The following is a 22,411-nucleotide window of genomic DNA, read 5'->3' as shown; positions in this document are numbered from 1 at the left end:
ACAGATTCAATTGCTCAAATACACTATACAGTGTGATGTTTATAAACGAAAGGAACATGAATATGTCATTAATTAAGATTAAAGCAAAAGATTCTGTATTAGAATCTGACTATGAATTTGAAACTTATCCTGAGAATGCTATTCAATCTTTTGATAACTCTACTCCAATAGATAAATATAAGGATACATGGCGAATATATAAAGATGAGGTAATTGATTCTAACCCACATACAGATGTTTCAGATAAAGAGAAGCAGAAAAAGAGAAAACCTCCTTTTCATATTATGGCAGAATTCTTAATGGCTCATCTCATTGTGGTTAGTATAGCTGAAATAGAGGATGCTGGGGAAGGTAGCTTATTTGTGTATAATCCAAAAGAGGGGATTTATCAACCTGCTTGGGATATAGTTCCTAAATTAGTAAGAAGATTAGAACCTTCTTTTAGGAGTGCTGATATAAACGAGATTATTTGTGCACTAAGTTGTAGCTGTAAAAATGTAAGTATATATCAAGGTTTACGTTACATAGCTTTAGGGAATTGTATTTATGATACTTATTATCGGTATGGAATGAAATACAGTCCTTCAATTGTGTTTACACATAAGGTACAAGTAAATTATAATTCAGAAGCAAATTCTCCAGTATTAGGTGGTTGGTCTATTGATTCTTGGTTAGCTGAACTGTTTAATAATGATGCTGAACTAATTCACTTAGCATGGCAAACAATTTTGGCAGTGATACGTGGTTATGCTGACGAGAGAATTATTTGGCTGATTGGAAAAGGAGGAACAGGTAAGGGTAGTTTCCAGGAGTTGCTAATTAACTTAGTAGGTAGGAGTAACACAGCCTCCATGAAACTAACTGAATTAGATGGTAGAAACCGTTTTGCCACTTCACAGTTAATAGGTAAACACTTAGTTATTGGAGATGATAATCCTATTGATAAGGTGATAACAGACCCTTCTACTATGTTTTCTCTAGTTACTCATGATATTGTCACAATCGAAAAGAAAGGCAAACAGGCCTATTCTGCTCGACTTACTCCTGTGATTGTTCAATCATCTAATCGATTGATTAAGATTCAAGGAGACAAAGAAGCTATAGCAAGAAGAACTTTCATACTTCCCTTCGTTTCTGAATTTAACAAAGATGGTTACAAGAGAGAAATAAAGCAGGTTTATCTAAAACGTCAGGATGTATTAGAATATGTATTGCAAAATGCATTAGAATATGATATCAGTGATGGATTCAAGGATATCAGTCACCACCCTGCTATCAAGGAAATTCATGGGAAGTCTATGACAAGTGTTGAACAGTTTTCATCTTATCTGTTTAGTCGTGTGAAATCTACTTTCTTGCCGAATTCATTTATGCTATGGGCATATAAACAATTCTGTGAAGGAAATGGTTTAGAACGAGAAACTAAGGAAGTCTTTCACAAAGAATTAAAAGATGCACTTCCAACAAACTGGGTATTTAAGCCAACATTATCTAGTTGTAAATATTTTGATGAGAGTGATTCGGTTCCTTTTGTTCATTCTAAGCCCTTCAGTTTAGATACCACAAAGAGGCATAAAGGGTATGTAATGAAGTCATGCTCTTGATACACTTGAAACAGTAAATTCCATTTCTATTTTCAATTTTATTTGTTTTATTTATCCTAAGAAGTTAGAAATTAGTGTATCAAGTGTATCATTCTAGAGATATACAAAGTGTGAACGACTAGCTCGCCATGAGCGAAAGCAAAGGAGTGAAACACTTTGTTAAGTACCAAATACGCCTAATTTATTCCATGGTCTAATTGACAGCAAGAAACAAGGCACTCTCGTACAAATGAACTGTCCATCCGAAAAACTAAAGCCTTTCGTCTGAGACGTTCTTAGCGTACTTTGTGCCTACTTACTGTCAATTTGCTTTCACGGCATAAAGGCGTATGCTTATGAGATAAATTAGAGAATAAAAATAGCTATTTAAAGAGGTTTTACATTATAGAATTTCATGTTTTTGTAGTGTTGACTTGATTCAGCTATCAGTTTTTACTGTACAATAGTATCAATTTCTCTCTCTGTGTTTGTGGTTAGTAATGCGCGTGATAATGGGATTTCTAAGGGTCGATTAAAAAATAGAATAGTAATGGATGTATGTGAATTTTGCTATTCACCGATTAACTCTCTATATCAAAAATGTGTTAGTAATGTGGAATTGTCTGAAGGAGGTTCATGTGATATAAAGGATATACAAAATCCCTGCAATTACTCATTGCAGGGATTTTCAGATGTTAAGGTATATTTTATAAGTAGAGTCAATTTTGATTTAGTCTGTTTTATAAAATACCTGTTCGGAGCTATTTGGAGGAGTTTGTCCAGCTATAATTCTATTTTTACTTAAGTCAGAATCAACCCACTTTATAGTAATACCAATTGGATAAATATCTATTCCATGTCCTGTAGGTCCTGTACGGACATCAAACCCTATAATTCCTTCGTTTGAAATCCCTGCTTTATGTATCTGCCCCCCTTTTACTAAACCATTCTTATTAAACACTATTTCATGTCCTAGGTCATTCCTCCAAGTACCGGCTATACTAGAGTAGTCTCCATGTAGAATAGCCTGTGTATCAATTTCTTGTGTTGTATTTTCTGTGTGCTTTTCTGCTGTGGGAGTCGTGATAAGTGTGGCATCAGTAGCAACCCAGAATTGAAATTTTTCAGAGTCTTCCATGATTTTGACTGTGAAAGTAACGGTTGCTCCTTCTTTCCATCCTTCAATCATAGATTTCTTTATTTGTACTTGTACACCAGTTATAGGAGCATTACTAGCTTTTACCCAAATAGTATGGTATGTATCTAGAGCTTTAAAATGTCCTACGTATGCTTCCCAAAATTTTTGTCGTGTTAGTTCTGCTGTGAAGCGGTATAGTTGACCAGTTTTTAACCTACCATCATTTTCCATGTCTCGAAGCTCTTCGGCTGTCGTGTCTATTATACTATCTTCAGTTGAGCTAGAGCTTGTGGTAGATGTGCTGGATGAAGAGCTGGATGATGTAGAGGAACTAGAAGTAGTAGATGAGATTTGTTGTGAAGAGTGGTTATCTACTTTTTCTATATTTTCATTTAGATGTCTAAAGAATAAAAAAGTAGCTCCTATAATGGTAAGAAGTAGAAGTGTAATTGAGGATATAAGAATCCAAAGCTTGTTGCTCTGTGGTAGAAGACAAACTATTACGTGATTCTGATTTTGATAGACTTCAACAATATCGTTCACTTTAGGATGAAAAGTTAACTCATTGATAGGAACATTTAGAGTCTCATTTGTGTGGAGTCGAATGATAATATGTGTATCTGAAATGTGAATAATTTGGTTATGTCTTTTATTTTTCATGCAGTATTAGTTTTCGTACATATAGGCAACCATGAGAGGAAGTGTTTTTGTGGCTTTGAAGACCGTTTCATAACTTTGTCTTCCTTTTACTAGTCCGTATAAGGTTATATGGTCATCTTCGGCTATAACTCTATTGTTGTATTCGGAAGGAATAGAAACCAAAATAATTTTATCATAGTCATCATTTATGGCTACACGCAGTGTGTAGGCTTTCCCATCTTCCATAGCTTGTAAAACTTTCCCATATACTCTTACTTTAGTATCTACGGCTATTTCATCATGATTCCACTTGTTATAGTCTACTTCACCATAATTTGCTTTATCATTATCTACAGTAATCTTAGGTTTTGATGGTACTGAGGATGATGAACTAGAGCTACTCTCTCTAGATGATGAAGGTGTAGTAGAGCTACTTGCCTTTAAAGAGGATGAGGAGTTAGAACTATTTTGTGATGTAGTATTTCTTGAAACTGTCGTTGGTGTCTTTTCTGTAAACTTTTCTACAAAACCAAATGCCATAAATGACAAAATCACACATACAAGAGCGATAATAAAACATTTGAAAGAAATGTCCTTATTTACTTTACTTTTTTTAATAGATGAAATTATTAGAAATGCAAGATTTAATAAGCACATTATAGTCGACTCAAGTACAACTAGGGCTATGGTTTCCTGATAACCTAGATATATTGAACAAATTACAGTGATAATAGCTATAATTATTACTAAAACTAGATTTATATGTGCGACTAATGATAGTCTTTCAGAAATACTTTTTTTCACTTTGCTAATTTTATTTTTACTATCAATCTTTATAACAATATCACCATAAACCTCGACATAATCCCCTATACTAGGTTCAAAGTCACAAGATTCAATAGGAATTTCCTTTAAACTTCCATCTTCATAACCTATATAAACTGTAGCTTCAGTTATTTTAATAATTTTTCCTTTAATCATTGTTGGTCTCCCTGAATTTTATCTTATAACATTCAAGTTATTAGCTGTTTGTACTTGTTTTTTTATTTCTCTTCAATAAACTGTGTAATCACTTCAACATTAGCTTGACTTGCTTTCGGTAATATGTCATATACTGTACCATTTGTGAAGTAAGTGAGATTGGGGATTGTTTTGAATCCTACAGTTGTTTTAAAGTTATTCCAACTTGTCTTATCTATATGCTCACTATCTAAGTAATACACAGTTGTCTCAGTTTTATCTACTGCTTTTGCTAGCTTTGGAGCAAATTCTTGGCAGTATGGACAACTCTCTCTCCCTGTGTATAGGTAAAAGCTTTCTTTATGTTGTATTTTCTGTTCCACAGCCTCTAAACTTATCTTTTGGAGTCTCTTTATAGCTATCTGGTATTCTGTTTGTGGTAGAGTAGTTAAGTATGCTGTGAATGTGACGATTATAATAAGTAGTAGTGACAGTAGAATAAGAACTTTTTTACTATTCATCACATCCGTATCCGTCTTTGTCTCTATCTAGCCATGGACCATATTGTGGGTCACTAGCAGGTATGTTTACACGTCCTGCTTTTCGTGCTTCCTTACAGTTTTTGAACGGTCTTAAATTTGATTGTGGAGCATGTGTAGACGATTGTGTAGGAGTAGTTGTAGTGTGAGATGAAGCTTGTTCTTGCTCTTTTGCTCGTGAAGATGCTTTCCTTTCTTCCTCTTTTGATTTGGAGGCTTCAATACTTACTTTTTCCTCTTCTTGTGCTTTTTCTGTTTTTCTCACTTCACTGATTACTAACGAGCCTTTATCGATTGAATCATATTTTTCTAAAGATACTGTATTTCCTGTATAGACCATAAGTTCATTCATTTTCACAGTTAGTGATTCAGGTGTACGGATAAGAAGTTTCTTACCTGTTATGTTGTACTCACGGTATTCATCTTTTTCTTCAATTCCAATTACCTCAGCTTCAACTTCGTAGAGTTTATCTGTGTTAGAGAGTTTGTATGCTACCTCTCTCAGTGCTTTGGCTCGCAGTATGATTTTAATTTGTGGTGTATTAAGATAAGCATCTACGGCTATATGCCCAGTTGGAGACCATTTCTCTATTTTAGAGCTAGTTTCACTACTGGATGATGAAGTAGAGGAAGATGAACTAGACTGTTTAACTTGTGAAGACTGTTTGACAGAATCACTAGCCTTAGTTTGAACTTGTGAGTGTTTAGTGCTACCGCTAGTTAATAGTGTGAAGAACAGAACGAGGATAAGCAGTAGTACAATACTACCTATAATCTTTTGTTCTTTACTCAATTCCTTTAGCTTGTTAAGCATATGTAACCTCCGATGTTTAACTTTATTTAATGAAATAGAAGAAATATTTCCTAATAGCTATAATTATATCACACAAACTTTAACAATGGAATATAGTTTTATTTAATATTAAACTATAGAGAATGTAAACCTGATTGTTTAATCTATAAGATAGATAGTAGATTTAACATAGAGGGTGAAGTAATGGATGATATATTAGAAAATATAAGTAATCAGATACGAGACTTACGAGCTTCAAAGAAGATTACACAGCAAGAACTAGCAGAAAGAACAAATCTAAGCGTTCCTTACATCAGTCAGATAGAGAATAATCACAGAAATATCTCTTTAGAAACTTTTGTGAAGATTGTTGATGCTTTAGAAGTTACGTTGAGTGATTTTTTCTTACCTTATTCTGTGCCACAAGATACAGAAATGATGGAACTATTATTGAAGATTCAGAGACATCCACAGCATAAGATGATTGTTCATAAGGTTATGGAAATACTTGAATTAAGCCAAGATAGTTAGTGTAAAATAAAAAGCACCTAAAGTGTAATTTATCCGAAATATATCCAACAGTAGACAGTTACTTTAGTATCTATTGGTATTTCCTTCATTCTTCAGATTGTTATAGTCTCTTGTGAAGTAATTTTTAATAGTAATCTGTAGGTCAGGTAATTAGAATCTATCCGTACTTTTTACATATTGTGAGGATTAAAGGTTACATTATTCAGATAAGGAATGAGAATTATTTTTCTTTATTGAAGAGGTCGATTAAAAAATAAAAAGAAAGCGCTGAATCTAAGTATCCAGTGCTTATCTATTACCTTAAAAATGTGTTATCTCTTATATAGGGGAACCTGTTAGAAGAACCCTAATAATTGTTGTAATTACAAAAGTAAAAATTACTACTATTCTTATTAATTTACTACTTTAATATTCCAGAAAACTTAACTTCATCAGGAGCCATTATATAACGATTCACAGCGACTTCTTCATCACTGAGTGTGTAATAGAATCTAGGGCTATTTACTCCGTGGGATTTAGCAATTTTATATAAAGATTTGTTTAGCGCACTGATAATTGCTCTAAGTTCTTTATTTGAATACGAAGCATTATTTTCTGTGAGAATGATTCTGATGCCAGGTGTTACAGATGTTTTTTCCATTTCAAGCATATTTGCTCCTAATTGTGTATTTACTTTATCTACACCCTCTTGAATTGCATTATAGAAAGCATCTAAATCTACTTTTCTGTTTTCTTCATTAGATTTTTTCTCAGATTCATTAGATTTTTTTTCTGCTTCCTCTTTCATTTTTTTCTGTTTTTCCCGTTCTTCTTGTTCTTGTCTCTCCTTTTCTTCTTTAATCTTTTCGATTTGTTTATTAAGTTTCAATTCCACTTCATCTACACGGTAAGACAAGTTACCAAATTTTACCTCATAATCGGTTGGATATGTATCTTTTAGGTGTTTAATTTCCTTTTTAACAGATGACAATTCACTATCATTAGAAACAAGCTTCAAAGCTTCCTCTAGCGTTATATTTGGTTTAATATTTTCTGTGTCATTTTCTAGTGTTTCAACTAACTTAGTAACACGTTCCGTATCTTTAGCATATTCTTGCTTACTATTGCTTTCTATTATATGAGCAAACCAAAAACCTAAAAGAGAAAATATCACTAAAAAGCCTATAAAGTAGTTAGCAAATTTCTCAATTTTCTTTTTATTCATAAAAAGCCTCCTGTTTTATATTTATGTTTAAAATATTGTTAAACACTATCCTAATTATACCACAGTTATATACATTAGTTAATTCTTTTTAATAATTTTTAACTAAAGTAAATATACAACCTTAATCTACAAGATGAATAGAGTAAAATAAAAAGTACCTAAATGGTACTTCTTACTTGCCTACTGAACTCATCACCATGAAATTTGTACTCCTTTTTGTCCACCTTGGAGTAAAGTTTAATCTATTTTATTTAATATGTAAATTCTAAAAATATTACAGAATCAACATTTATAAAGCATAACAAAGTGTAATTTATACTAAATCTATTCTACAACAAAATGTTGTAATATTTTATTGAATAAGATAGGCTTTAGAGCCTTGATATTAAGCACTTTGGGACGCTTTCCCTTAGTGCTTTTTTTGTTTTTACAATAGCTTTTAAGCATACAGCTATAAGTATCTATACGCGACTAGACCTGTATAGTTTAAAGTGATATAATAGTCTAAAAGGAGGTACTACTATGAATGTTTTAGAAAAAAATACACAGGTAAACTTTAAGACTAACAGAGACTTGTTAGAGAAGGCTAAAGCTATTATCACAGCGCAAAATCTTGATATGACAGCTAGTTTTAACTTGTTTTTAGAACACATTGTAGAAAATAAAGCTTTGCCATTTGAAACTCAAGTAGATAAAGAAAGAGAAGAACTTCTATCAGGGTTGCGTGCTGAAATTGCCCGTAGCTTTGACGATTTAGAACATGGAAGAACTTACAGCCTTGATGAAGTGAGGGCTAACCTTGGAATTTAACGAGAACGTATATAGCCTTATTATCTCCGAAACGGTACAAGAACAGCTAAGAGGTATTAAAGATTATATCTCAGCTAACTACTTTTCAGAACAGGCAGGAGCAAACACAGTTAAGAATATTCTTTATGGTTTGGAACGTCTTGAAGTTTTCCCGGAAGCAGGATTTGATGCTGATGAAAGAGTAGGAGGCATTATATACCCACCCCACAAAACTCGATGCATCATTTTAGGCGATTACTTAGCCTTCTATCATATTTTAGAGGATAGAAAAGCTGTCTTTGTATCAGATATTATTCATAGTAAACAGGACTACATCCGTTTGTTCAAGAAAAAATAGCGCCTACACATGAAGGCGTTTTTGTTTGGGAATGACACGATGTTGATGATATACATCTGGTGTGATATAATATTTTGGCCCCCTCACTTTAAGGAAGGGAGGTGTTATATATGCTAGAGTTACTTTCCCTTTTTCTAGCTCCGTTACTTGTTAACGTACTATCTGAGCTTTTCAAGCTATGGATAAAGAAACGTAGCAAGTAGCTTTTAACCCTTTGAGAGGGTAGCAAAAAAGCCCCATCGGTGGCACGATGGGGCTTTTTTAGTTACATATGCTAGAAGCATTGTTTTCCCTTTATGCTTTCATTCTAACACACAACCCCCGATATTTCAAGCTTTTGTTTTGATATGTCCTCAGAGGTCATTAGCAATCTTATAACACTGAAGCCTGTGGTTTGAGTCCACTTTACTGAAATTAGCCCACGCGCTACCAAGTTCCATTCTACAGCAAAGAAATCAACTCTTTTCTAGGGATTTCCGCCCTCATTTTTCTCTTTTGTGCTAAAATAGACTTATAAATTGAAAATAAGGAATGTTTATGAAATCGGGTAATGGTTTTTGGAAAGGCTGTCTCTATTTTTGGGGCTTCTTGTTCTTACTGGGCCTTTTGGTCCAATATGCTCTTCCACTTGCGGCTTGTGTACTGCTAGGCTATGGTGGTTATCGCCTCTATAAACGTTGGCGCTATCCTCTTTTGCAGGATCGTTCGCTCGACGATCGGATTGAGCTTTTAAAAGCTCGGATTCGTCAGGCGGACAAAGATATTCAGCAGTTAGAGGGAGTCTTGGTAGAGAAAGGCTCAGATTCCTATAAGAGTCTGGCCAATCAAGTATTAATCGAACTGCGGGAAATCCATCAGGAGGCGGATCGTCTCAAGTCCTATATCGATGATGATGTCTACAACCGTATTGGCAAAAAGGTTCGTACAGTAAGGGCAAATATCGATGTTCAGCTAGAACGTTTGGATAGAGAAAGTCAGGTAGATCTTGAAAATGCGGAACCAGAGGAATTGGCTCCAGAATTGTCCCAGACCTTGGCCAATATTGCCATTGATCATCAGGCTATTTTAGACAAGATTGCTACCTCTGCTGAGGGGGATAAGGAAGAATTGACTGCCATTCATAGTTTGAAGATGGAGAAATTCCAAACGATTTTAGAAGGCTATTTGAAGATTAAGACCAATCCTAAAAACTATAATCGAGCAGAAGAACGTTTGCAACAAGCTAAAGCAGCCATTGAACAATTTGACCTTGAACTGGACCAAGTCTTGAGAGAACTCAATGAAACAGATATGCGTGATTTTGATATCAGTTTGCGTATCCTAGAAAAAGATCGTAAAGAATAGGTTAGAAACAAAGGAGTAACCATGACAGAATTTAATTTTGATATTGACCAGATTGCCAATAATACAGTAGCTAAGGTGGATAAAACAACCCAAATCATCGAGACCAATACTGGCTCAGACAAGACCTTGACCTTCCTTGAGAAGCTGAGCCCTGAGCAGCAAGAAGGAATCAAGGCGCACGTGCCCCAGTTAGTAGACCAGTTTGTCACCAATCAAAATGCTCTCTTAGATTTTGGACAATCTGCTGTAGAAGGTGTGAACAATACAGTCAATCGTATCTTGTCAGAACAAAAGAAATTGCAGATTCCCCAAGTGGATGATCTTCTCAAGAATACCAACCGTGAGTTGCAAGGCTTTGTAGTCAAATACAAGAACGCTGAAATTGCTGAGTTAGAAGAAAAGCAAAACTTTTTGCAACGCTTGTTTAACAAGAGCAAGAATACCCTACAGGAATTTTACTTTGACTCAAAAACAGTGGAGCAAAAGCTGGATGGCATGGCTGCCGCAGTGGTCAAACAAGAAGATGTGCTAGCTCGAAATATCGTTTCAGCTGAGATGTTGATTGAGGACAATACCAAATCCATTGAAAATCTAGTGGGAGTGATTTCCTTTATCGAAGCCAGCCAGACAGAAGCTGGCAAGCGCGCTGCAGAACTGAAAGCTCAAGTTGACCAACTCGATACAAGTACGGTAGAATACCAGACTAAATCTCAAGAATTGGCCCGCATGGCTGAAGTGGTCAATACCCTTGAACAACAACATACTGAGTATGTCAGCCGTCTCTATGTTGCCTGGGCAACAACACCTCAGATGCGCAATCTTGTGAAGGTATCATCGGATATGCGCCAAAAATTGGGCATGCTTCGTCGTAATACGATTCCGACAATGAAGCTTTCCATTGCCGAACTGGGTATTTTGCAACAATCAATGAAATCAGGTGTCGTGGCAGATGCCATTGTCAATGCCAATAATGCTGCCCTTCAGATGCTAGCTGAGACCAGCAAGGAAGTGATTCCGCAGATGGAGAGAATTGCCCAAAGCCCGACAGTCGCTGTTGAGTCTGTTACCAAACTGGCTGAAAGTCTGGTCGCTCAAAACCAAGGTATCGTCGCAGCAATTGAATTGGGACGCCAGAAACGTGCCCAACTAGAAACAACCATTGTCAAGTCCGCAGAAATGATCAACGATTCTGTCAAACTACGCGATGAGAAAATCGTCCAAGCCCTTCTAGACCAAGGCAAGGCCGCCCAGAAAGAAGTACAAGAATAACACAAGTCCCTTGTAAGTATAGTTTGCAGGTAATCTTTTTCTTGAAGGTAAATTTATTTATATTGATTCACATATCTGTTTGAATCAATATAAATATATAGAAACTTTAGAAGATAATAAACTATCCATGACCTATTATGCCAGAACTCACATGGATGAATGTTGTCTTGTATTTGAAAAAGAGCATAAGTATAACATTGATGGATTTGTATTTTATTTCGGCTTATCTACTGCTCTTAACAACTCTATAGACACAAATAAACGACAACAATACAATTATGATAGTAGTGATAATAATTTAGAGCTTGAAATAAGAGCAGCGATGCTAAATGCCGAAGCGAAAGAGTCCGTAGATATTTTAAACAACTTGCCACTCGATTTTGGAAGTGCAATTTCTTATCTGAGAGAACGTAAAAAAATGTCTGTAGAAGACTTAGAAGCCTCTGCTCTAATCTCGCAAAGAACTATATATAGTTTACAAAAAAATGCAAAAGAACCTAAATTACAAACCATTGTGGCACTATGTATAGCCTTAACATTACCTTATCCAGTTTCCGTAAAATTAATGGAAATTGCTGGAAGAAGTTTACGACAATCATCCATAGAAGAAATGATTTATGCTGAATTTCTCCAAAAATCTTACGAGCTTTCTGTAGAGGATTGCAATCAGATGTTGACCAACCTAAACTATAGCATCTTAACTACGAAGACAAGCCTATGATACTATCTTTATACAAGTTTTATCAGCCTTCATTTTAAAATAGTTCATAAATAATTAATTTCCTAGAATATAGTAATTCAAGGAGCGTTTATGCTTGCTAAAAATTCAAAAGAGAATAATCAACCAATTCCCAATCTAGACTTCAATCAAAAAGTTGAAAAAACTAAAGAAATTTTCTGTTTACAAAACTCAATATCTCCCGAAATAATGAATTCTGAAAGATATTTAGTAAATTTTCGTGATAAATTATCAAATTTTTTTTCACGAATTCTAAGTGAGGAAAACGGAGAAGAGATTTTAGAAATTATTATTAATATACTGGAAGAACATTATAGATATTATTCTAAAAATAGTTTTGATGAATTCTATGATTTTACTTTTAATGAGCTTAAAAAAATATATACTGAAATATTTGGGGATGTCAGACTTTGCAAATTTGCTTACGTTTTAAATAAAAATCCTTCTGTCTATAACAGCAGCAAACATATGGTTACATTATTCATTGAAAAATTTGGAATCTCAAATTATTTTATAGATAGTTTTATAACAGATATATTTAACTTAGAATACAATTTATCTAAATTACAAGAGAATATTAGTCAACAAAGATTAGAAATATCTAATTCTCTTTGTAAATTTGTTAGTTTAACGAATGATAACATAACTACTAAACGGCTTAAGAATAAAATTAATCATGCTATTAAAAACTTAGAAGAAAATCTGTCTGATTTGGATTCAATAGAGGAAAAACTTAGAAAAAAAAGAAAAAATGCTAAAAAAGTTTTTAAAACAACACGTTTTCTAGTTTTATTAGATGATTTCAGTGGTTCTGGAGAAACTATCATAGATTATTTAAATATATTACAAAAATATTTACCATCAACAGTCCATGTTCTCATTTTTTGTCTACATGGTATGTCTATTGCTGATCAAAAACTATATCAGTGGAGGCAAAACAATACAAATATAAATGTAACTGTTAAATTCTTTACAGTAGATGAAAAATTTTTTGATAAAATAAAATCTTTAAGCCAAGATGTTTTAGACAAATTTAAAAATTTCGAAAAAAATTCTGTATTAGATGAAGACGAGACAAAGTATATCCTGGGTTACGGAGAGACTCAAGCTCTAGTGACAAACTATAGAAATACACCAAACAATACATTTAGTATATTTTGGAAAAAATCGGAAAATAAGAAATGGAGTCCTCTCTTTCCAAGGCATGAAAAATATATTACAAAAGAATATAATCTATTTGATGCTAACCAATGTACTTTTATTCGTCAAAATATTTATGATTCTTTTACTAATAAACTGAATGATTATCCTGATCTTACTAAAAATAAATTGTTAGGTGTAATTATATTTTTAGTTTATACTAATCAAAATGAGCAAAAATTTTTTAAAAATGAAGATAATGATGTTGTAAATGAACTAGTAAAAGATTATAATAGTAATGTATTACAGGATTGTCTGAATCATAAACTACTAGAAGATTCCGAAGGCCACTATACATTGTCTGAGCTAGGTTATCAATTATTAGAAAAAATAAAATTATCTAATGCAACTTTAGATTCTTTAGCAAAAAGTAAAGTCTTTTCAGCTGAAGACGCTTTACCACCTGGTTCCAAGTTTCTCCCTAACATAAGCACTTGAATCACGAATCTGTGAATTCTCACTAAGCAAAGTCTTAAATTAATACATATATTCAATAGCACATACATCTGTATGTACTTTTTGAAGAGCTTTTACTTTTATCTAATGCTAGTGTACATACAGATGCATGTACTATTGCATTAGTATATTATTTTTTAAAATTTCTTATAAAAGTTATATTAGAGGATAAAATGTGGACCAAAGAATCTATTAAAATTTATGAAAGACAGTTAGAGTCTAACAGACTTCCTGTAATTTTTAATATTGAACATTTACGAAGATTAATTGGTGTTGAAAAAAAGTACTTTTACAAGCTAACTAACTCCGTTGATGCTAGTTATATTTCTCGATTTATCGATAAAAGAAACGGTGGAAAAAGAAAACTTCTAATTCCAGGATTCAATCTAAAACTTATTCAAACCTGGATTTTACATAATATCTTGTATACACAACCTGTTTTTACCTCTGCTACAGGCTTTATAAAACAAAAATCTATTATAGATAATGCTACTCCCCATATTGGGAAAAAGTATATTTTTAAAACTGATATTTCAGACTTTTTCCCCTCTATTAAATTCAAAAATGTTTTTCTCTTATTTTTAAATTTTGGATATACTAAAGAAGTATCCAATGTTTTAGCGATATTATGTACTTATGAAGGATACTTACCACAAGGAGCACCTACTAGTCCTTATCTTTCCAACTTAATATTCCGTGATTTCGATAAAAAGTTAGAAAATATCTGTTCTCTTTCAGAATACAAATATACTAGGTATGCAGATGATATAACAATTTCTAGCAATGAAAAAATTTCTTCAATAGAAGTAGATTATTTATCCAAAACAATAGAGCAGTCGTTACAAACTATCAATAATTTTCTAAAATTAAATTTGGATAAAACTACAGTTTTGCGTCCTGGACAGAGAAAAATCATCACTGGTGTACTTGTGAACGAAACACTGAATGTACCAAAGAAAATACTAAGTGAAATACGATTAGAAATCTATTGTCTACAAAAATATGGAGCTTCAAACCGTATAGAGGCCTATAATCAAAAACATAATACAAATTTAGATAAATACTCTTATCGTCAAAAACTATATGGGAAAATCTGTTTTGTCAATATGATTAATCCTAAAAAAGCTGAGAAGTTCTATGAACAGTTTTATGATATAAATTGGATAAAGTAAAAAACTTTGGTTTTTATAGCAAAAATCAAATAAACTTACAAAATAATTCGAATCCCTGTCCAACTCCTTGCAATTTTTATAGACTATCTGATATACTATTATTGTACCGATGAGAATCAGTACAAAAAATACCTTATCAGTTTGGTTAGTTTGTTAAATTCCATTTTTTTAACTATTCCTCCTTACTGTTAGTATTTCATTTTAACTTCCTTTATATTTAATCCATTAGATAATAATCAAAATAACTTTCTCCTACTATCTTTTCAAGAAAATAGAAAAAGCACTGTCAACTTCCCTCCGACAGTGCTTTTTTGTTGATTTTAAAACTTTTAATTGAAATGTATTGCTGAAACTATTGTTTAAAATCATTCCTTTTGGTTTCAATTACTCTCACAGCAGCTCTTACTGCGTGAAATTCATCAATAAATTTACTAATGAGCTCAAAATTATGTTGACTGACTCTTCCTGCCATTAATTTTTCAGCAATTTGATTAAATTCGGTCAAATGATCTCTTACACTCAGTAACATTTCTTTCGTATCTTTTAAGTAGTATTTCCTTGATAATTTTTCAACTTCTTGCTTAAATAAGTCCACATTATTATCATGTATAGTTATCTTTTTACCATCAGCAATCCAATCATTCGCTTCATAACAAGTGATGAATTTATGCTCAATCGTATCACAAACAAAAATAATTCCACTATCAGTTATATACTTTCGCTTTTCTGGAATTTGTCCCTCGCTTGAGTCATATGGTGTCAAGCTATTTATCTGCTTAGAAATCCATTTAGGAAGTTGCTCTTCTTTAATTCCAAATCGATCATTAGCTCTTTCAACAAAATGATCTGTCCATACATAATCTGGTGCATACGAAAGTCCCATGGTTGTACTCCTTTATATAACTTAATAAATCATAAATTATATCATTTACGAGTCTATTATGAATTAAATATTTTACTTTTATTCTAACATCCAATTTCAATCATTAATCGACTGCTTTCTTTGAACTAACTTTTTTAATATCAATACGAGGTAATAATTCAGATATTTCTTTAAAAGCTTCTTTTTTCATATTTAAAAACAACTCATAATTTGGAACTGAAATCACATTCCCATCTGTTATTCCTCCACCTGTATTTGCTAGCTGACAATAAAAGAAATTCTCCTCTAGTTTTTTCATCACATCATCAACTTTAAATGTTGTATTTTTTTCTTTAACTTCCGAAAAAATTTGTTTAAACAGTTTGTTCCAAGCTCTATCGTATTTACGAAAAACAAAAATAGGTTTTTCTTTCTCAAATTCACTATTTAAATATTTGTAGATTCTTCTTAATACAATATATGCACTCAAACGAGATAATTCCGAATTTTCCAAAATATTTTTGCCGATACCATTTTTACCTAAAGCTGGTTGTGCACATGCGAAAGGATAAATTTCTAAATTACATAGTTTGCTAGCGATATTTTTTACATCAGTCTCTTTATTTTGTAATTTTTCAAAATCCAATTTTGTATCTGTTTGAATCAATTGAGAGTAATATTCTTTAAAATAATAATAATCTTTCAATAATGTTTTTTTTCTTTTTCCACTTTGATCTTTAAAAACTGTTCCAGAACTATAAAGCTGCTCGATTTCACTCATTAAGTTGCTCTTCTTACTATGAATAATGGAACTAACACTTTTTATATCATTTAATTGATATCTTTCCTGGATAACTGATGCAAGATTTATATGATCTGTAGGACTTTTTTCTCGTATGGTATTTTTAATATATTCAATTAAATTAGATTTATCTTCATTTTTATACTTGTTTTCGAGGAGTGTTTTACTTTTTTTATAATATTCCCTTAAATTTGTATTTTCAAAGCCTTTGTCAATATCACTATCTTTATAATCGCCTAAATAACCTCTAGGATTTTCCAGACAGTGAAAAATTATAGCATTATCAATATCTCCATGAAAATGAGTTGGAATTTGATAACGCATATTTAAATACTTGGTTTTATCTGCAAGTTTCCACTTGTGATTTTCTTCTATAAATTTATTCCACCTCAAATCTTCATCTAGAATATCCAACCAAGAAAAATCCTCAGTAGTATTAGAGTTTTTGATTTTATCTACAAATGATTTAATTAAATCCTGTCCTTTTTTTTGATGCCAAAGACTAAATTTATTTAAAAATTGTTCGCCATCATCAAAATGCAATTCATTTAAGCTATCTTTTCCTACTATAGTTTTCAAACATATTTCTAACGGTTCTTTTAATTCTTTACTCAGTTCTTCCTTAGGTTTATCTTTTGACATAAATCTTTCCTAACTTGATTTTTCTAAATCTCTACTTCAGCAATTGGTTTGCGATAACGAGGCGCATAAGGATTGTGGCAATAAATCTTACCTAGTTCAAGTTTAGGTTTGAACTCTTCAAAGTCACTTGCTAGTAAATAGCAAGGTTTGTAGGTACAACTAATTGTGATAGCTACTTCCTCTTTTAAATCCTCTAAAAGCATTTCCAATGTTTCATACTCGTAGATACGTGCTATTTGTCCTTTACCCTCAAATAAAGCTTTGACTAAAATAGATGTCCCATTCCCGTAAAAGACGGTATTAGATGTTATGCTTTCATAACCTTTCATTTCTAGACGATAGTACCTATCTGCTCTGGTATCTCCGATTTCAATTTCTTTAGGTACGGTATAAAAATATCTACCCTTTTCTACTGCCAACGTGAACCGTCTGCGCACTTCTATTTGTTTTAGGTACTCGTCAATCCCACTACCAGTAGTCAATGCTCTTCGGATAATTGAGGCTTTATTTGACGAGTGGTGTTTGTCTAACCATTTTCCTAAAAATCTGTGAACATATACCATAATTTTTCACTCCTTTTTATTTGTCTATATTTATATTGTAGACTATTTTTTTAAAAAAAGCACAGTCTCAGACAAAATATTGACATTTTATTATGTTCAACTAACTAGACACTGAGATAGAATTAATTAGTCCATACGTTTCACTATAAGTAATTTTGAAAAACTCAAGTATCCATTATAATATTCTTGTTTTTTCTTCATGATAGAGACAAAGGCTAACTTTACAGGAACTGCATTGGCTCTTGAATGTTTAAAATTTAAATCTTCTGATTGTGGGATAAATCTTAATTCATCTTCCAAATATCTATACACTCTTTCAGGGATTACTACATTACAGATATACTTTTCATGATCATTGTTTAGAAACATTCGTAGATATTATGTCTTACTCTTTTTTATGATAAACTACATACAAAATTTCAGTTTCAGAAAAGTATTAATTGAAATTTTTTGTTCCATACTATATACTAAAATTAAGTATATAGAAAAAATAGAAAATGTAGGCAGAACCAATGAGTGATGTTAATGAAGTACTGAGTCTGTATAAATCAAGTTCATTTTATAAAAAATATAAAGATACATATTTTTCTGATATTATTTTAAGAGATGCTCTTAAATGCAAGAATTCCATACATAGATATTACGGACTAAGTAAAATGAGTTATGAAGATGTACATAGATTATCTACTGATGTTCTACGGGATTTATTTAATAAATTTGCCAAGGAAGTAGATTTCAATGATATAGAATTATTTTGGAAAATGATTTATTCATTCTATATTGATCCAGATTCAAACGGATTGAAAGAACTAAATGGAATCCAGTGTACAGCAGATGGCTTATTTTCTATCCGTAGAATATACAGAAAAAATGGAATTGACATCCAAACTGTTGAAGAGTACGCTGTGTATCGTAAAATTCCAATATTCTTTTTTCCTCAAGAAAAAAACGGAATTAATAGTAGACGCAATTTTGTTTTTGGTGATAGAATTGACTATACACTATATGATATTAAGTTGTATCTAGATGCAAAAACCGACGAAGAACGAAACCAGTGTAAGTTAATCTCTACATATAAATTGCCCAAAACAAAAATGTGGTTAGAAGAACTTGGGTCTTTCAAAAATTTAGTTGATTGGTATGGCATAGAAGACATTTTTGTAAATGATAACTATGACGTTTATGATATTGAGCGAGGAAATGGCAAAGTGATTTCAGCTCACCTCGATAAATATGATTGGGATTGGAGCGAAAATTATTATAGCAATCTCAAAGGGTATATTGATCGATTCGTAAGGAAATAAATTCTATGAATTGTGCACTTTATCCTAAAAGAAAAAACTAATCTTGAGAGTTAATACAATCTAAATACGCTTCACTCTAAGTAATTTTGAAAAACTCAAGTATCCATTATAATATTCTTGTTTTTTCTTCATGGTAGAGACAAAGGCTAACTTTACTGGAACTGCATTAGCTCTTGAATGTTTAAAATTTAAATCTTCTGATTGTGGGATAAATCTTAATCCTTCTTCCAAATATCTATACACTCTTTCAGGAATTACTAAATTACAGATGTACTTTGCATGATCATTGTTTCGAAACATTCGTAGGTAGTACTTTTTATCAGTCTTTCCTATAAACACCTTACATTCTCCATAGTACATAGTCAGATGGTCAGATACTTCTAATTCATTTAGGAGGAGGGACCTGCGAGGTAAATATTTTCTGATACCGACTTTATTTTCTAAAATAAATTTTACATCAAGCACTTCATTATTATTTTGCAGAGAATTGACGCTCCTTGGTTGTATTACTCTGGTGGACTTTTCTTCCAGAATACGATTTAAGAGTTGCTCAGCTAAGTCTGCATCAATTTTCTCATAGTATTCTTTCAGTTCCATTTTCGAAGCTGATTCCAAAGCATATTCACATCCGTCAGAATGAGGTGATTTAGGATGGCTCGACAAATAGATTTTCCCTTTTTTCTCGTTTATCACTAAATCCACTTTGTAACAACCAGGACAAAACAATTGGTTTTCATACTTAAGTTTTGTCCCAGCTTTATCCTTTTGATATTCCTTTTGAAGCTCATGAAGTTCTAGTCTCTCATGATTGTAAATACAGTATTGAAATTTGTTTTTTGTAAACATAATAATCCTTTCTAGTTATCAACAATTAAATCTTGTTTTAAAAAATCTAAAATGTGTAGTTATCTAAAACCAACATCTATTTTTCTTAAACAACACAAAAATGCTCTAGACAATATGACTAGAGCATTTTCTATATATCCGAACATCTAATTTATTTCACAAAAAATGTAGTCAAAAATGTAGTCATTCGGTTGAGTTTTATTGCAATACATTGAAATTTGAAACTTCAAAAATCGCTTAAAATCAAGGATTCTCACGCCTACTGACGTGTAGTGAATCTCTATTTAACCTCTGTAAACACAACGTGTTTGCGAAGTTTTGGTGAGTATTTCTTCAATTGAAGACGGTCTGGAGTGTTACGTTTGTTTTTAGAAGTAAGGTACAAGCGTTCACCAGATTCTTTGTGTTCAAGTGTAATATTTACGCGCATGGTATCTCCCTTCTATTATTCAGCTGATGCAGCTTTAGCGATTTTACGTCCTTTGTAGTATCCTTTAAGTGATACACGGTGAGAACGTGAGTAATCTCCAGTAGTTTCGTCAAAGTTTACAGATGGAGCTGTTACTTTGTAGTGTGTACGACGTTTGTTTTTCTTCGCTTTTGAAGTGCGACGTGCAGGTACTGCCATTTTGATTTCTCCTTTAGGTATTTATATTCGATTCAATCTACTGATTTTCATCAACCATACTAGGATAACACATTTTTTTTGTAAAGTAAAGTTACTTGACAAAAAAAGATGAAAAAATTAGAAGCTCATCAACCAAATTAATCGAAATTTTCTGAAAATTCAAGAATTTTCTTCTGTTCATTGCCTTTAAAATGTGCTATAATAGTAAAAACTGAAATGGGAGGGAACAAATGACTGAATTAGATAAACGCCACCGCAGTAGCATTTATGACAGCATGGTTAAATCACCAAACCGTGCCATGCTTCGTGCGACTGGTATGACAGATAAGGACTTTGAAACACCGATTATTGGGGTCATTTCGACTTGGGCGGAAAATACACCATGTAACATCCACTTGCATGATTTTGGGAAATTGGCTAAAGAGGGTGTCAAATCTGCAGGTGCTTGGCCTGTACAATTTGGGACTATCACTGTAGCGGACGGGATTGCCATGGGAACGCCTGGTATGCGTTTCTCTCTAACATCTCGTGATATCATCGCGGACTCAATCGAGGCGGCGATGGGTGGTCACAATGTGGATGCCTTTGTTGCTATCGGTGGCTGTGACAAGAACATGCCTGGTTCTATGATTGCCATTGCTAATATGGATATTCCAGCTATTTTCGCCTATGGTGGAACCATTGCACCGGGGAATCTTGATGGTAAAGATATTGACTTGGTTTCTGTTTTTGAGGGTATCGGAAAATGGAACCACGGTGATATGACGGCTGAGGACGTGAAACGTCTCGAATGTAATGCCTGCCCTGGACCTGGTGGCTGTGGTGGTATGTATACAGCTAATACCATGGCGACAGCTATCGAAGTTCTCGGTATGAGTTTACCAGGATCTTCATCTCACCCAGCTGAATCAGCTGATAAGAAAGAAGATATCGAAGCAGCAGGACGTGCTGTTGTTAAGATGTTGGAACTGGGTCTCAAACCGTCAGATATCTTGACTCGTGAAGCCTTTGAAGATGCCATTACTGTAACTATGGCTCTCGGTGGTTCTACAAACGCCACTCTTCACTTGCTTGCCATTGCCCATGCTGCCAATGTTGACTTGTCACTTGAGGACTTCAATACGATCCAAGAGCGTGTGCCTCACTTGGCCGACTTGAAACCATCTGGTCAGTATGTCTTCCAAGACCTCTACGAAGTCGGTGGTGTGCCTGCGGTTATGAGATATCTCTTGGCAAATGGTTTCCTTCACGGAGATCGCATCACATGTACTGGTAAGACAGTCGCTGAAAACTTGGCTGATTTTGCAGACCTCACACCAGGTCAAAAAGTCATTATGCCACTTGAAAATCCAAAACGTGCAGATGGTCCGCTTATCATCTTGAACGGGAACCTTGCACCTGACGGTGCGGTTGCCAAGGTATCAGGTGTTAAAGTGCGTCGTCACGTTGGACCAGCTAAGGTCTTTGACTCAGAAGAAGATGCTATTCAGGCCGTTCTGACAGATGAAATCGTTGATGGCGATGTAGTCGTTGTTCGTTTCGTTGGGCCTAAGGGTGGTCCTGGTATGCCTGAGATGCTGTCACTTTCATCCATGATCGTTGGTAAAGGTCAAGGAGACAAGGTTGCCCTCTTGACAGACGGCCGTTTCTCTGGTGGTACTTATGGTCTGGTTGTTGGACATATCGCTCCTGAAGCTCAGGATGGTGGACCAATTGCCTACCTTCGTACAGGCGATATCGTTACGGTTGACCAAGATACCAAAGAAATTTCCATGGCCGTATCCGAAGAAGAACTTGAAAAACGTAAGGCAGAAACAACCTTGCCACCACTTTACAGTCGTGGTGTCCTCGGTAAATATGCTCATATCGTATCATCTGCTTCACGCGGAGCCGTGACAGACTTCTGGAATATGGACAAGTCAGGTAAAAAATAAACTCAAAAAGCAAGCCAATTTCGGCTTGCTTCTTTTTATCTTCAAAAGTGATTTGCCTGCTTATACTCAATAAAAATCAAAGAGCAAACTAGAAAGCTAGGCGCAGGTTGCTCAAA

23 protein-coding genes are annotated in these 22,411 nt (G+C 33.5%); 11 read left to right on the top strand and 12 right to left on the bottom strand.

Going from position 1 to position 22,411, the window contains the following annotated elements:
• Nucleotides 1–62: 62 nt before the first annotated feature.
• Nucleotides 63–1,604 carry a phage/plasmid primase, P4 family gene (locus FJR77_RS07105; RefSeq protein WP_049534735.1) on the top strand — a complete coding sequence of 514 codons (1,542 nt, stop codon included), beginning with the start codon at nt 63–65 and terminating at the stop codon, nt 1,602–1,604.
• A gap of 709 nt (nt 1,605–2,313) precedes the next feature.
• Here FJR77_RS07105 and FJR77_RS07100 read toward each other — a convergent pair.
• From FJR77_RS07100 to FJR77_RS07080, 4 genes are all read right to left on the bottom strand, one after another.
• Entirely contained in the window at nt 2,314–3,381 is a 1,068-nt protein-coding gene (locus tag FJR77_RS07100; RefSeq protein WP_140834010.1) for a DUF6287 domain-containing protein, read from the bottom strand.
• A gap of 6 nt (nt 3,382–3,387) precedes the next feature.
• Nucleotides 3,388–4,341 (bottom strand): hypothetical protein, encoded by a 954-nt coding sequence (locus FJR77_RS10335; RefSeq protein ID WP_235888721.1) that lies wholly within the window; start codon nt 4,339–4,341, stop codon nt 3,388–3,390.
• A gap of 62 nt (nt 4,342–4,403) precedes the next feature.
• On the bottom strand, nt 4,404–4,841 hold the full coding sequence (locus tag FJR77_RS07085) for a thioredoxin domain-containing protein (RefSeq protein ID WP_136937404.1): 438 nt from the start codon (nt 4,839–4,841) through the stop codon (nt 4,404–4,406).
• Nucleotides 4,834–5,673, bottom strand: a complete 840-nt coding sequence (locus FJR77_RS07080) for an excalibur calcium-binding domain-containing protein (RefSeq protein WP_140834012.1) — start codon at nt 5,671–5,673, stop codon at nt 4,834–4,836. The genes FJR77_RS07085 and FJR77_RS07080 overlap by 8 nt, the downstream gene beginning before the upstream one ends.
• 183 nt (nt 5,674–5,856) lie before the next feature.
• On the opposite strand from FJR77_RS07080, the gene FJR77_RS07075 reads away from it, so the two are divergent.
• A complete protein-coding gene (locus tag FJR77_RS07075) occupies nt 5,857–6,183 on the top strand; it encodes a helix-turn-helix domain-containing protein (protein WP_000340949.1) in 327 nt (108 codons plus the stop codon).
• Between the two features lie 400 nt (nt 6,184–6,583).
• Here FJR77_RS07075 and FJR77_RS07070 read toward each other — a convergent pair whose 3' ends face one another.
• A complete protein-coding gene (locus FJR77_RS07070; RefSeq protein WP_140834014.1) occupies nt 6,584–7,387 on the bottom strand; it encodes a hypothetical protein in 804 nt (267 codons plus the stop codon).
• 522 nt (nt 7,388–7,909) lie between these two features.
• Here FJR77_RS07070 and relB point away from each other — a divergent pair.
• From relB to FJR77_RS07030, 7 genes are all read left to right on the top strand, one after another.
• Nucleotides 7,910–8,197: a type II toxin-antitoxin system RelB/ParD family antitoxin gene (gene relB / locus FJR77_RS07060; RefSeq protein ID WP_001101478.1), complete on the top strand. Its 288-nt coding sequence runs from the start codon at nt 7,910–7,912 to the stop codon at nt 8,195–8,197.
• Nucleotides 8,187–8,534, top strand: a complete 348-nt coding sequence (locus tag FJR77_RS07055; protein ID WP_045606568.1) for a type II toxin-antitoxin system RelE/ParE family toxin — start codon at nt 8,187–8,189, stop codon at nt 8,532–8,534. Before relB ends, FJR77_RS07055 begins: the two co-directional genes overlap by 11 nt.
• Nucleotides 8,535–9,071: 537 nt before the next feature.
• Nucleotides 9,072–9,878, top strand: a complete 807-nt coding sequence (locus FJR77_RS07050; protein WP_140834017.1) for a hypothetical protein — start codon at nt 9,072–9,074, stop codon at nt 9,876–9,878.
• 21 nt (nt 9,879–9,899) lie between these two features.
• On the top strand, nt 9,900–11,147 hold the full coding sequence (locus FJR77_RS07045; protein WP_140834019.1) for a toxic anion resistance protein: 1,248 nt from the start codon (nt 9,900–9,902) through the stop codon (nt 11,145–11,147).
• A gap of 79 nt (nt 11,148–11,226) precedes the next feature.
• Nucleotides 11,227–11,868: a helix-turn-helix domain-containing protein gene (locus FJR77_RS07040; RefSeq protein WP_140834020.1), complete on the top strand. Its 642-nt coding sequence runs from the start codon at nt 11,227–11,229 to the stop codon at nt 11,866–11,868.
• A gap of 90 nt (nt 11,869–11,958) precedes the next feature.
• Nucleotides 11,959–13,524 (top strand): phosphoribosyltransferase-like protein, encoded by a 1,566-nt coding sequence (locus FJR77_RS07035; RefSeq protein WP_140834022.1) that lies wholly within the window; start codon nt 11,959–11,961, stop codon nt 13,522–13,524.
• Between the two features lie 191 nt (nt 13,525–13,715).
• Nucleotides 13,716–14,714 (top strand): reverse transcriptase family protein, encoded by a 999-nt coding sequence (locus tag FJR77_RS07030; protein WP_140834023.1) that lies wholly within the window; start codon nt 13,716–13,718, stop codon nt 14,712–14,714.
• 352 nt (nt 14,715–15,066) lie between these two features.
• Here the strand turns inward: FJR77_RS07030 and FJR77_RS07025 are convergent, their stop codons facing one another.
• The 4 genes from FJR77_RS07025 to FJR77_RS07010 form a co-directional block, all read right to left on the bottom strand.
• On the bottom strand, nt 15,067–15,597 hold the full coding sequence (locus FJR77_RS07025; protein WP_140834024.1) for a hypothetical protein: 531 nt from the start codon (nt 15,595–15,597) through the stop codon (nt 15,067–15,069).
• Nucleotides 15,598–15,700: 103 nt separating this feature from the next.
• Nucleotides 15,701–17,020, bottom strand: coding sequence for a hypothetical protein (locus FJR77_RS07020; protein ID WP_140834026.1), 1,320 nt, complete (start codon nt 17,018–17,020; stop codon nt 15,701–15,703).
• A 23-nt stretch (nt 17,021–17,043) separates the two neighbouring features.
• Nucleotides 17,044–17,583: a hypothetical protein gene (locus tag FJR77_RS07015; RefSeq protein WP_140834028.1), complete on the bottom strand. Its 540-nt coding sequence runs from the start codon at nt 17,581–17,583 to the stop codon at nt 17,044–17,046.
• Nucleotides 17,584–17,709: 126 nt separating this feature from the next.
• On the bottom strand, nt 17,710–17,883 hold the full coding sequence (locus tag FJR77_RS07010; protein WP_235888720.1) for a hypothetical protein: 174 nt from the start codon (nt 17,881–17,883) through the stop codon (nt 17,710–17,712).
• A 212-nt stretch (nt 17,884–18,095) separates the two neighbouring features.
• Between FJR77_RS07010 and FJR77_RS07005 the strand changes: the two genes are divergently transcribed.
• A complete protein-coding gene (locus FJR77_RS07005; RefSeq protein WP_125431706.1) occupies nt 18,096–18,887 on the top strand; it encodes a hypothetical protein in 792 nt (263 codons plus the stop codon).
• A gap of 60 nt (nt 18,888–18,947) precedes the next feature.
• Here the strand turns inward: FJR77_RS07005 and FJR77_RS07000 are convergent, their stop codons facing one another.
• The 3 genes from FJR77_RS07000 to rpmF form a co-directional block, all read right to left on the bottom strand.
• Nucleotides 18,948–19,733 carry a hypothetical protein gene (locus tag FJR77_RS07000; protein WP_140834030.1) on the bottom strand — a complete coding sequence of 262 codons (786 nt, stop codon included), beginning with the start codon at nt 19,731–19,733 and terminating at the stop codon, nt 18,948–18,950.
• A 280-nt stretch (nt 19,734–20,013) separates the two neighbouring features.
• On the bottom strand, nt 20,014–20,163 hold the full coding sequence (gene rpmG, locus FJR77_RS06995; RefSeq protein WP_001265622.1) for a 50S ribosomal protein L33: 150 nt from the start codon (nt 20,161–20,163) through the stop codon (nt 20,014–20,016).
• Nucleotides 20,164–20,178: 15 nt separating this feature from the next.
• The gene (rpmF, locus tag FJR77_RS06990; protein WP_000290417.1) at nt 20,179–20,361 is read right to left on the bottom strand and encodes a 50S ribosomal protein L32; all 183 of its coding nucleotides are present in this window, start codon (nt 20,359–20,361) and stop codon (nt 20,179–20,181) included.
• A gap of 230 nt (nt 20,362–20,591) precedes the next feature.
• Here rpmF and ilvD point away from each other — a divergent pair, with 230 nt between their 5' ends.
• Nucleotides 20,592–22,295 (top strand): dihydroxy-acid dehydratase, encoded by a 1,704-nt coding sequence (gene ilvD, locus FJR77_RS06985; protein ID WP_140834031.1) that lies wholly within the window; start codon nt 20,592–20,594, stop codon nt 22,293–22,295.
• The last annotated feature ends 116 nt before the right edge of the window (nt 22,296–22,411 follow it).

This window comes from Streptococcus shenyangsis (assembly GCF_006385785.1).
GTDB lineage: Bacteria > Bacillota > Bacilli > Lactobacillales > Streptococcaceae > Streptococcus > Streptococcus shenyangsis.
The sequence above is the reverse complement of the archived record's forward strand: the minus strand, read 5'-3'. Positions and strand labels throughout refer to the sequence as shown.

Excerpts from the sequence above, each read along its gene's own strand:
- FJR77_RS07080 (WP_140834012.1), bottom strand. The coding sequence starts at position 5,673 with ATGCTTAACAAGCTAAAGGAATTGAGTAAAGAACAAAAGATTATAGGT.
- FJR77_RS07085 (WP_136937404.1), bottom strand. The coding sequence starts at position 4,841 with ATGAATAGTAAAAAAGTTCTTATTCTACTGTCACTACTACTTATTATA.
- FJR77_RS10335 (WP_235888721.1), bottom strand. The coding sequence starts at position 4,341 with ATGATTAAAGGAAAAATTATTAAAATAACTGAAGCTACAGTTTATATA.
- rpmF (WP_000290417.1), bottom strand. The coding sequence starts at position 20,361 with ATGGCAGTACCTGCACGTCGCACTTCAAAAGCGAAGAAAAACAAACGT.
- FJR77_RS07020 (WP_140834026.1), bottom strand. The coding sequence starts at position 17,020 with ATGTCAAAAGATAAACCTAAGGAAGAACTGAGTAAAGAATTAAAAGAA.
- FJR77_RS07005 (WP_125431706.1), top strand. The coding sequence starts at position 18,096 with ATGAGTGATGTTAATGAAGTACTGAGTCTGTATAAATCAAGTTCATTT.
- rpmG (WP_001265622.1), bottom strand. The coding sequence starts at position 20,163 with ATGCGCGTAAATATTACACTTGAACACAAAGAATCTGGTGAACGCTTG.
- FJR77_RS07015 (WP_140834028.1), bottom strand. The coding sequence starts at position 17,583 with ATGGTATATGTTCACAGATTTTTAGGAAAATGGTTAGACAAACACCAC.
- FJR77_RS07045 (WP_140834019.1), top strand. The coding sequence starts at position 9,900 with ATGACAGAATTTAATTTTGATATTGACCAGATTGCCAATAATACAGTA.
- FJR77_RS07105 (WP_049534735.1), top strand. The coding sequence starts at position 63 with ATGTCATTAATTAAGATTAAAGCAAAAGATTCTGTATTAGAATCTGAC.
- relB (WP_001101478.1), top strand. The coding sequence starts at position 7,910 with ATGAATGTTTTAGAAAAAAATACACAGGTAAACTTTAAGACTAACAGA.
- ilvD (WP_140834031.1), top strand. The coding sequence starts at position 20,592 with ATGACTGAATTAGATAAACGCCACCGCAGTAGCATTTATGACAGCATG.
- FJR77_RS07030 (WP_140834023.1), top strand. The coding sequence starts at position 13,716 with ATGTGGACCAAAGAATCTATTAAAATTTATGAAAGACAGTTAGAGTCT.
- FJR77_RS07025 (WP_140834024.1), bottom strand. The coding sequence starts at position 15,597 with ATGGGACTTTCGTATGCACCAGATTATGTATGGACAGATCATTTTGTT.
- FJR77_RS07070 (WP_140834014.1), bottom strand. The coding sequence starts at position 7,387 with ATGAATAAAAAGAAAATTGAGAAATTTGCTAACTACTTTATAGGCTTT.
- FJR77_RS07035 (WP_140834022.1), top strand. The coding sequence starts at position 11,959 with ATGCTTGCTAAAAATTCAAAAGAGAATAATCAACCAATTCCCAATCTA.
- FJR77_RS07000 (WP_140834030.1), bottom strand. The coding sequence starts at position 19,733 with ATGTTTACAAAAAACAAATTTCAATACTGTATTTACAATCATGAGAGA.
- FJR77_RS07100 (WP_140834010.1), bottom strand. The coding sequence starts at position 3,381 with ATGAAAAATAAAAGACATAACCAAATTATTCACATTTCAGATACACAT.
- FJR77_RS07050 (WP_140834017.1), top strand. The coding sequence starts at position 9,072 with ATGAAATCGGGTAATGGTTTTTGGAAAGGCTGTCTCTATTTTTGGGGC.
- FJR77_RS07075 (WP_000340949.1), top strand. The coding sequence starts at position 5,857 with ATGGATGATATATTAGAAAATATAAGTAATCAGATACGAGACTTACGA.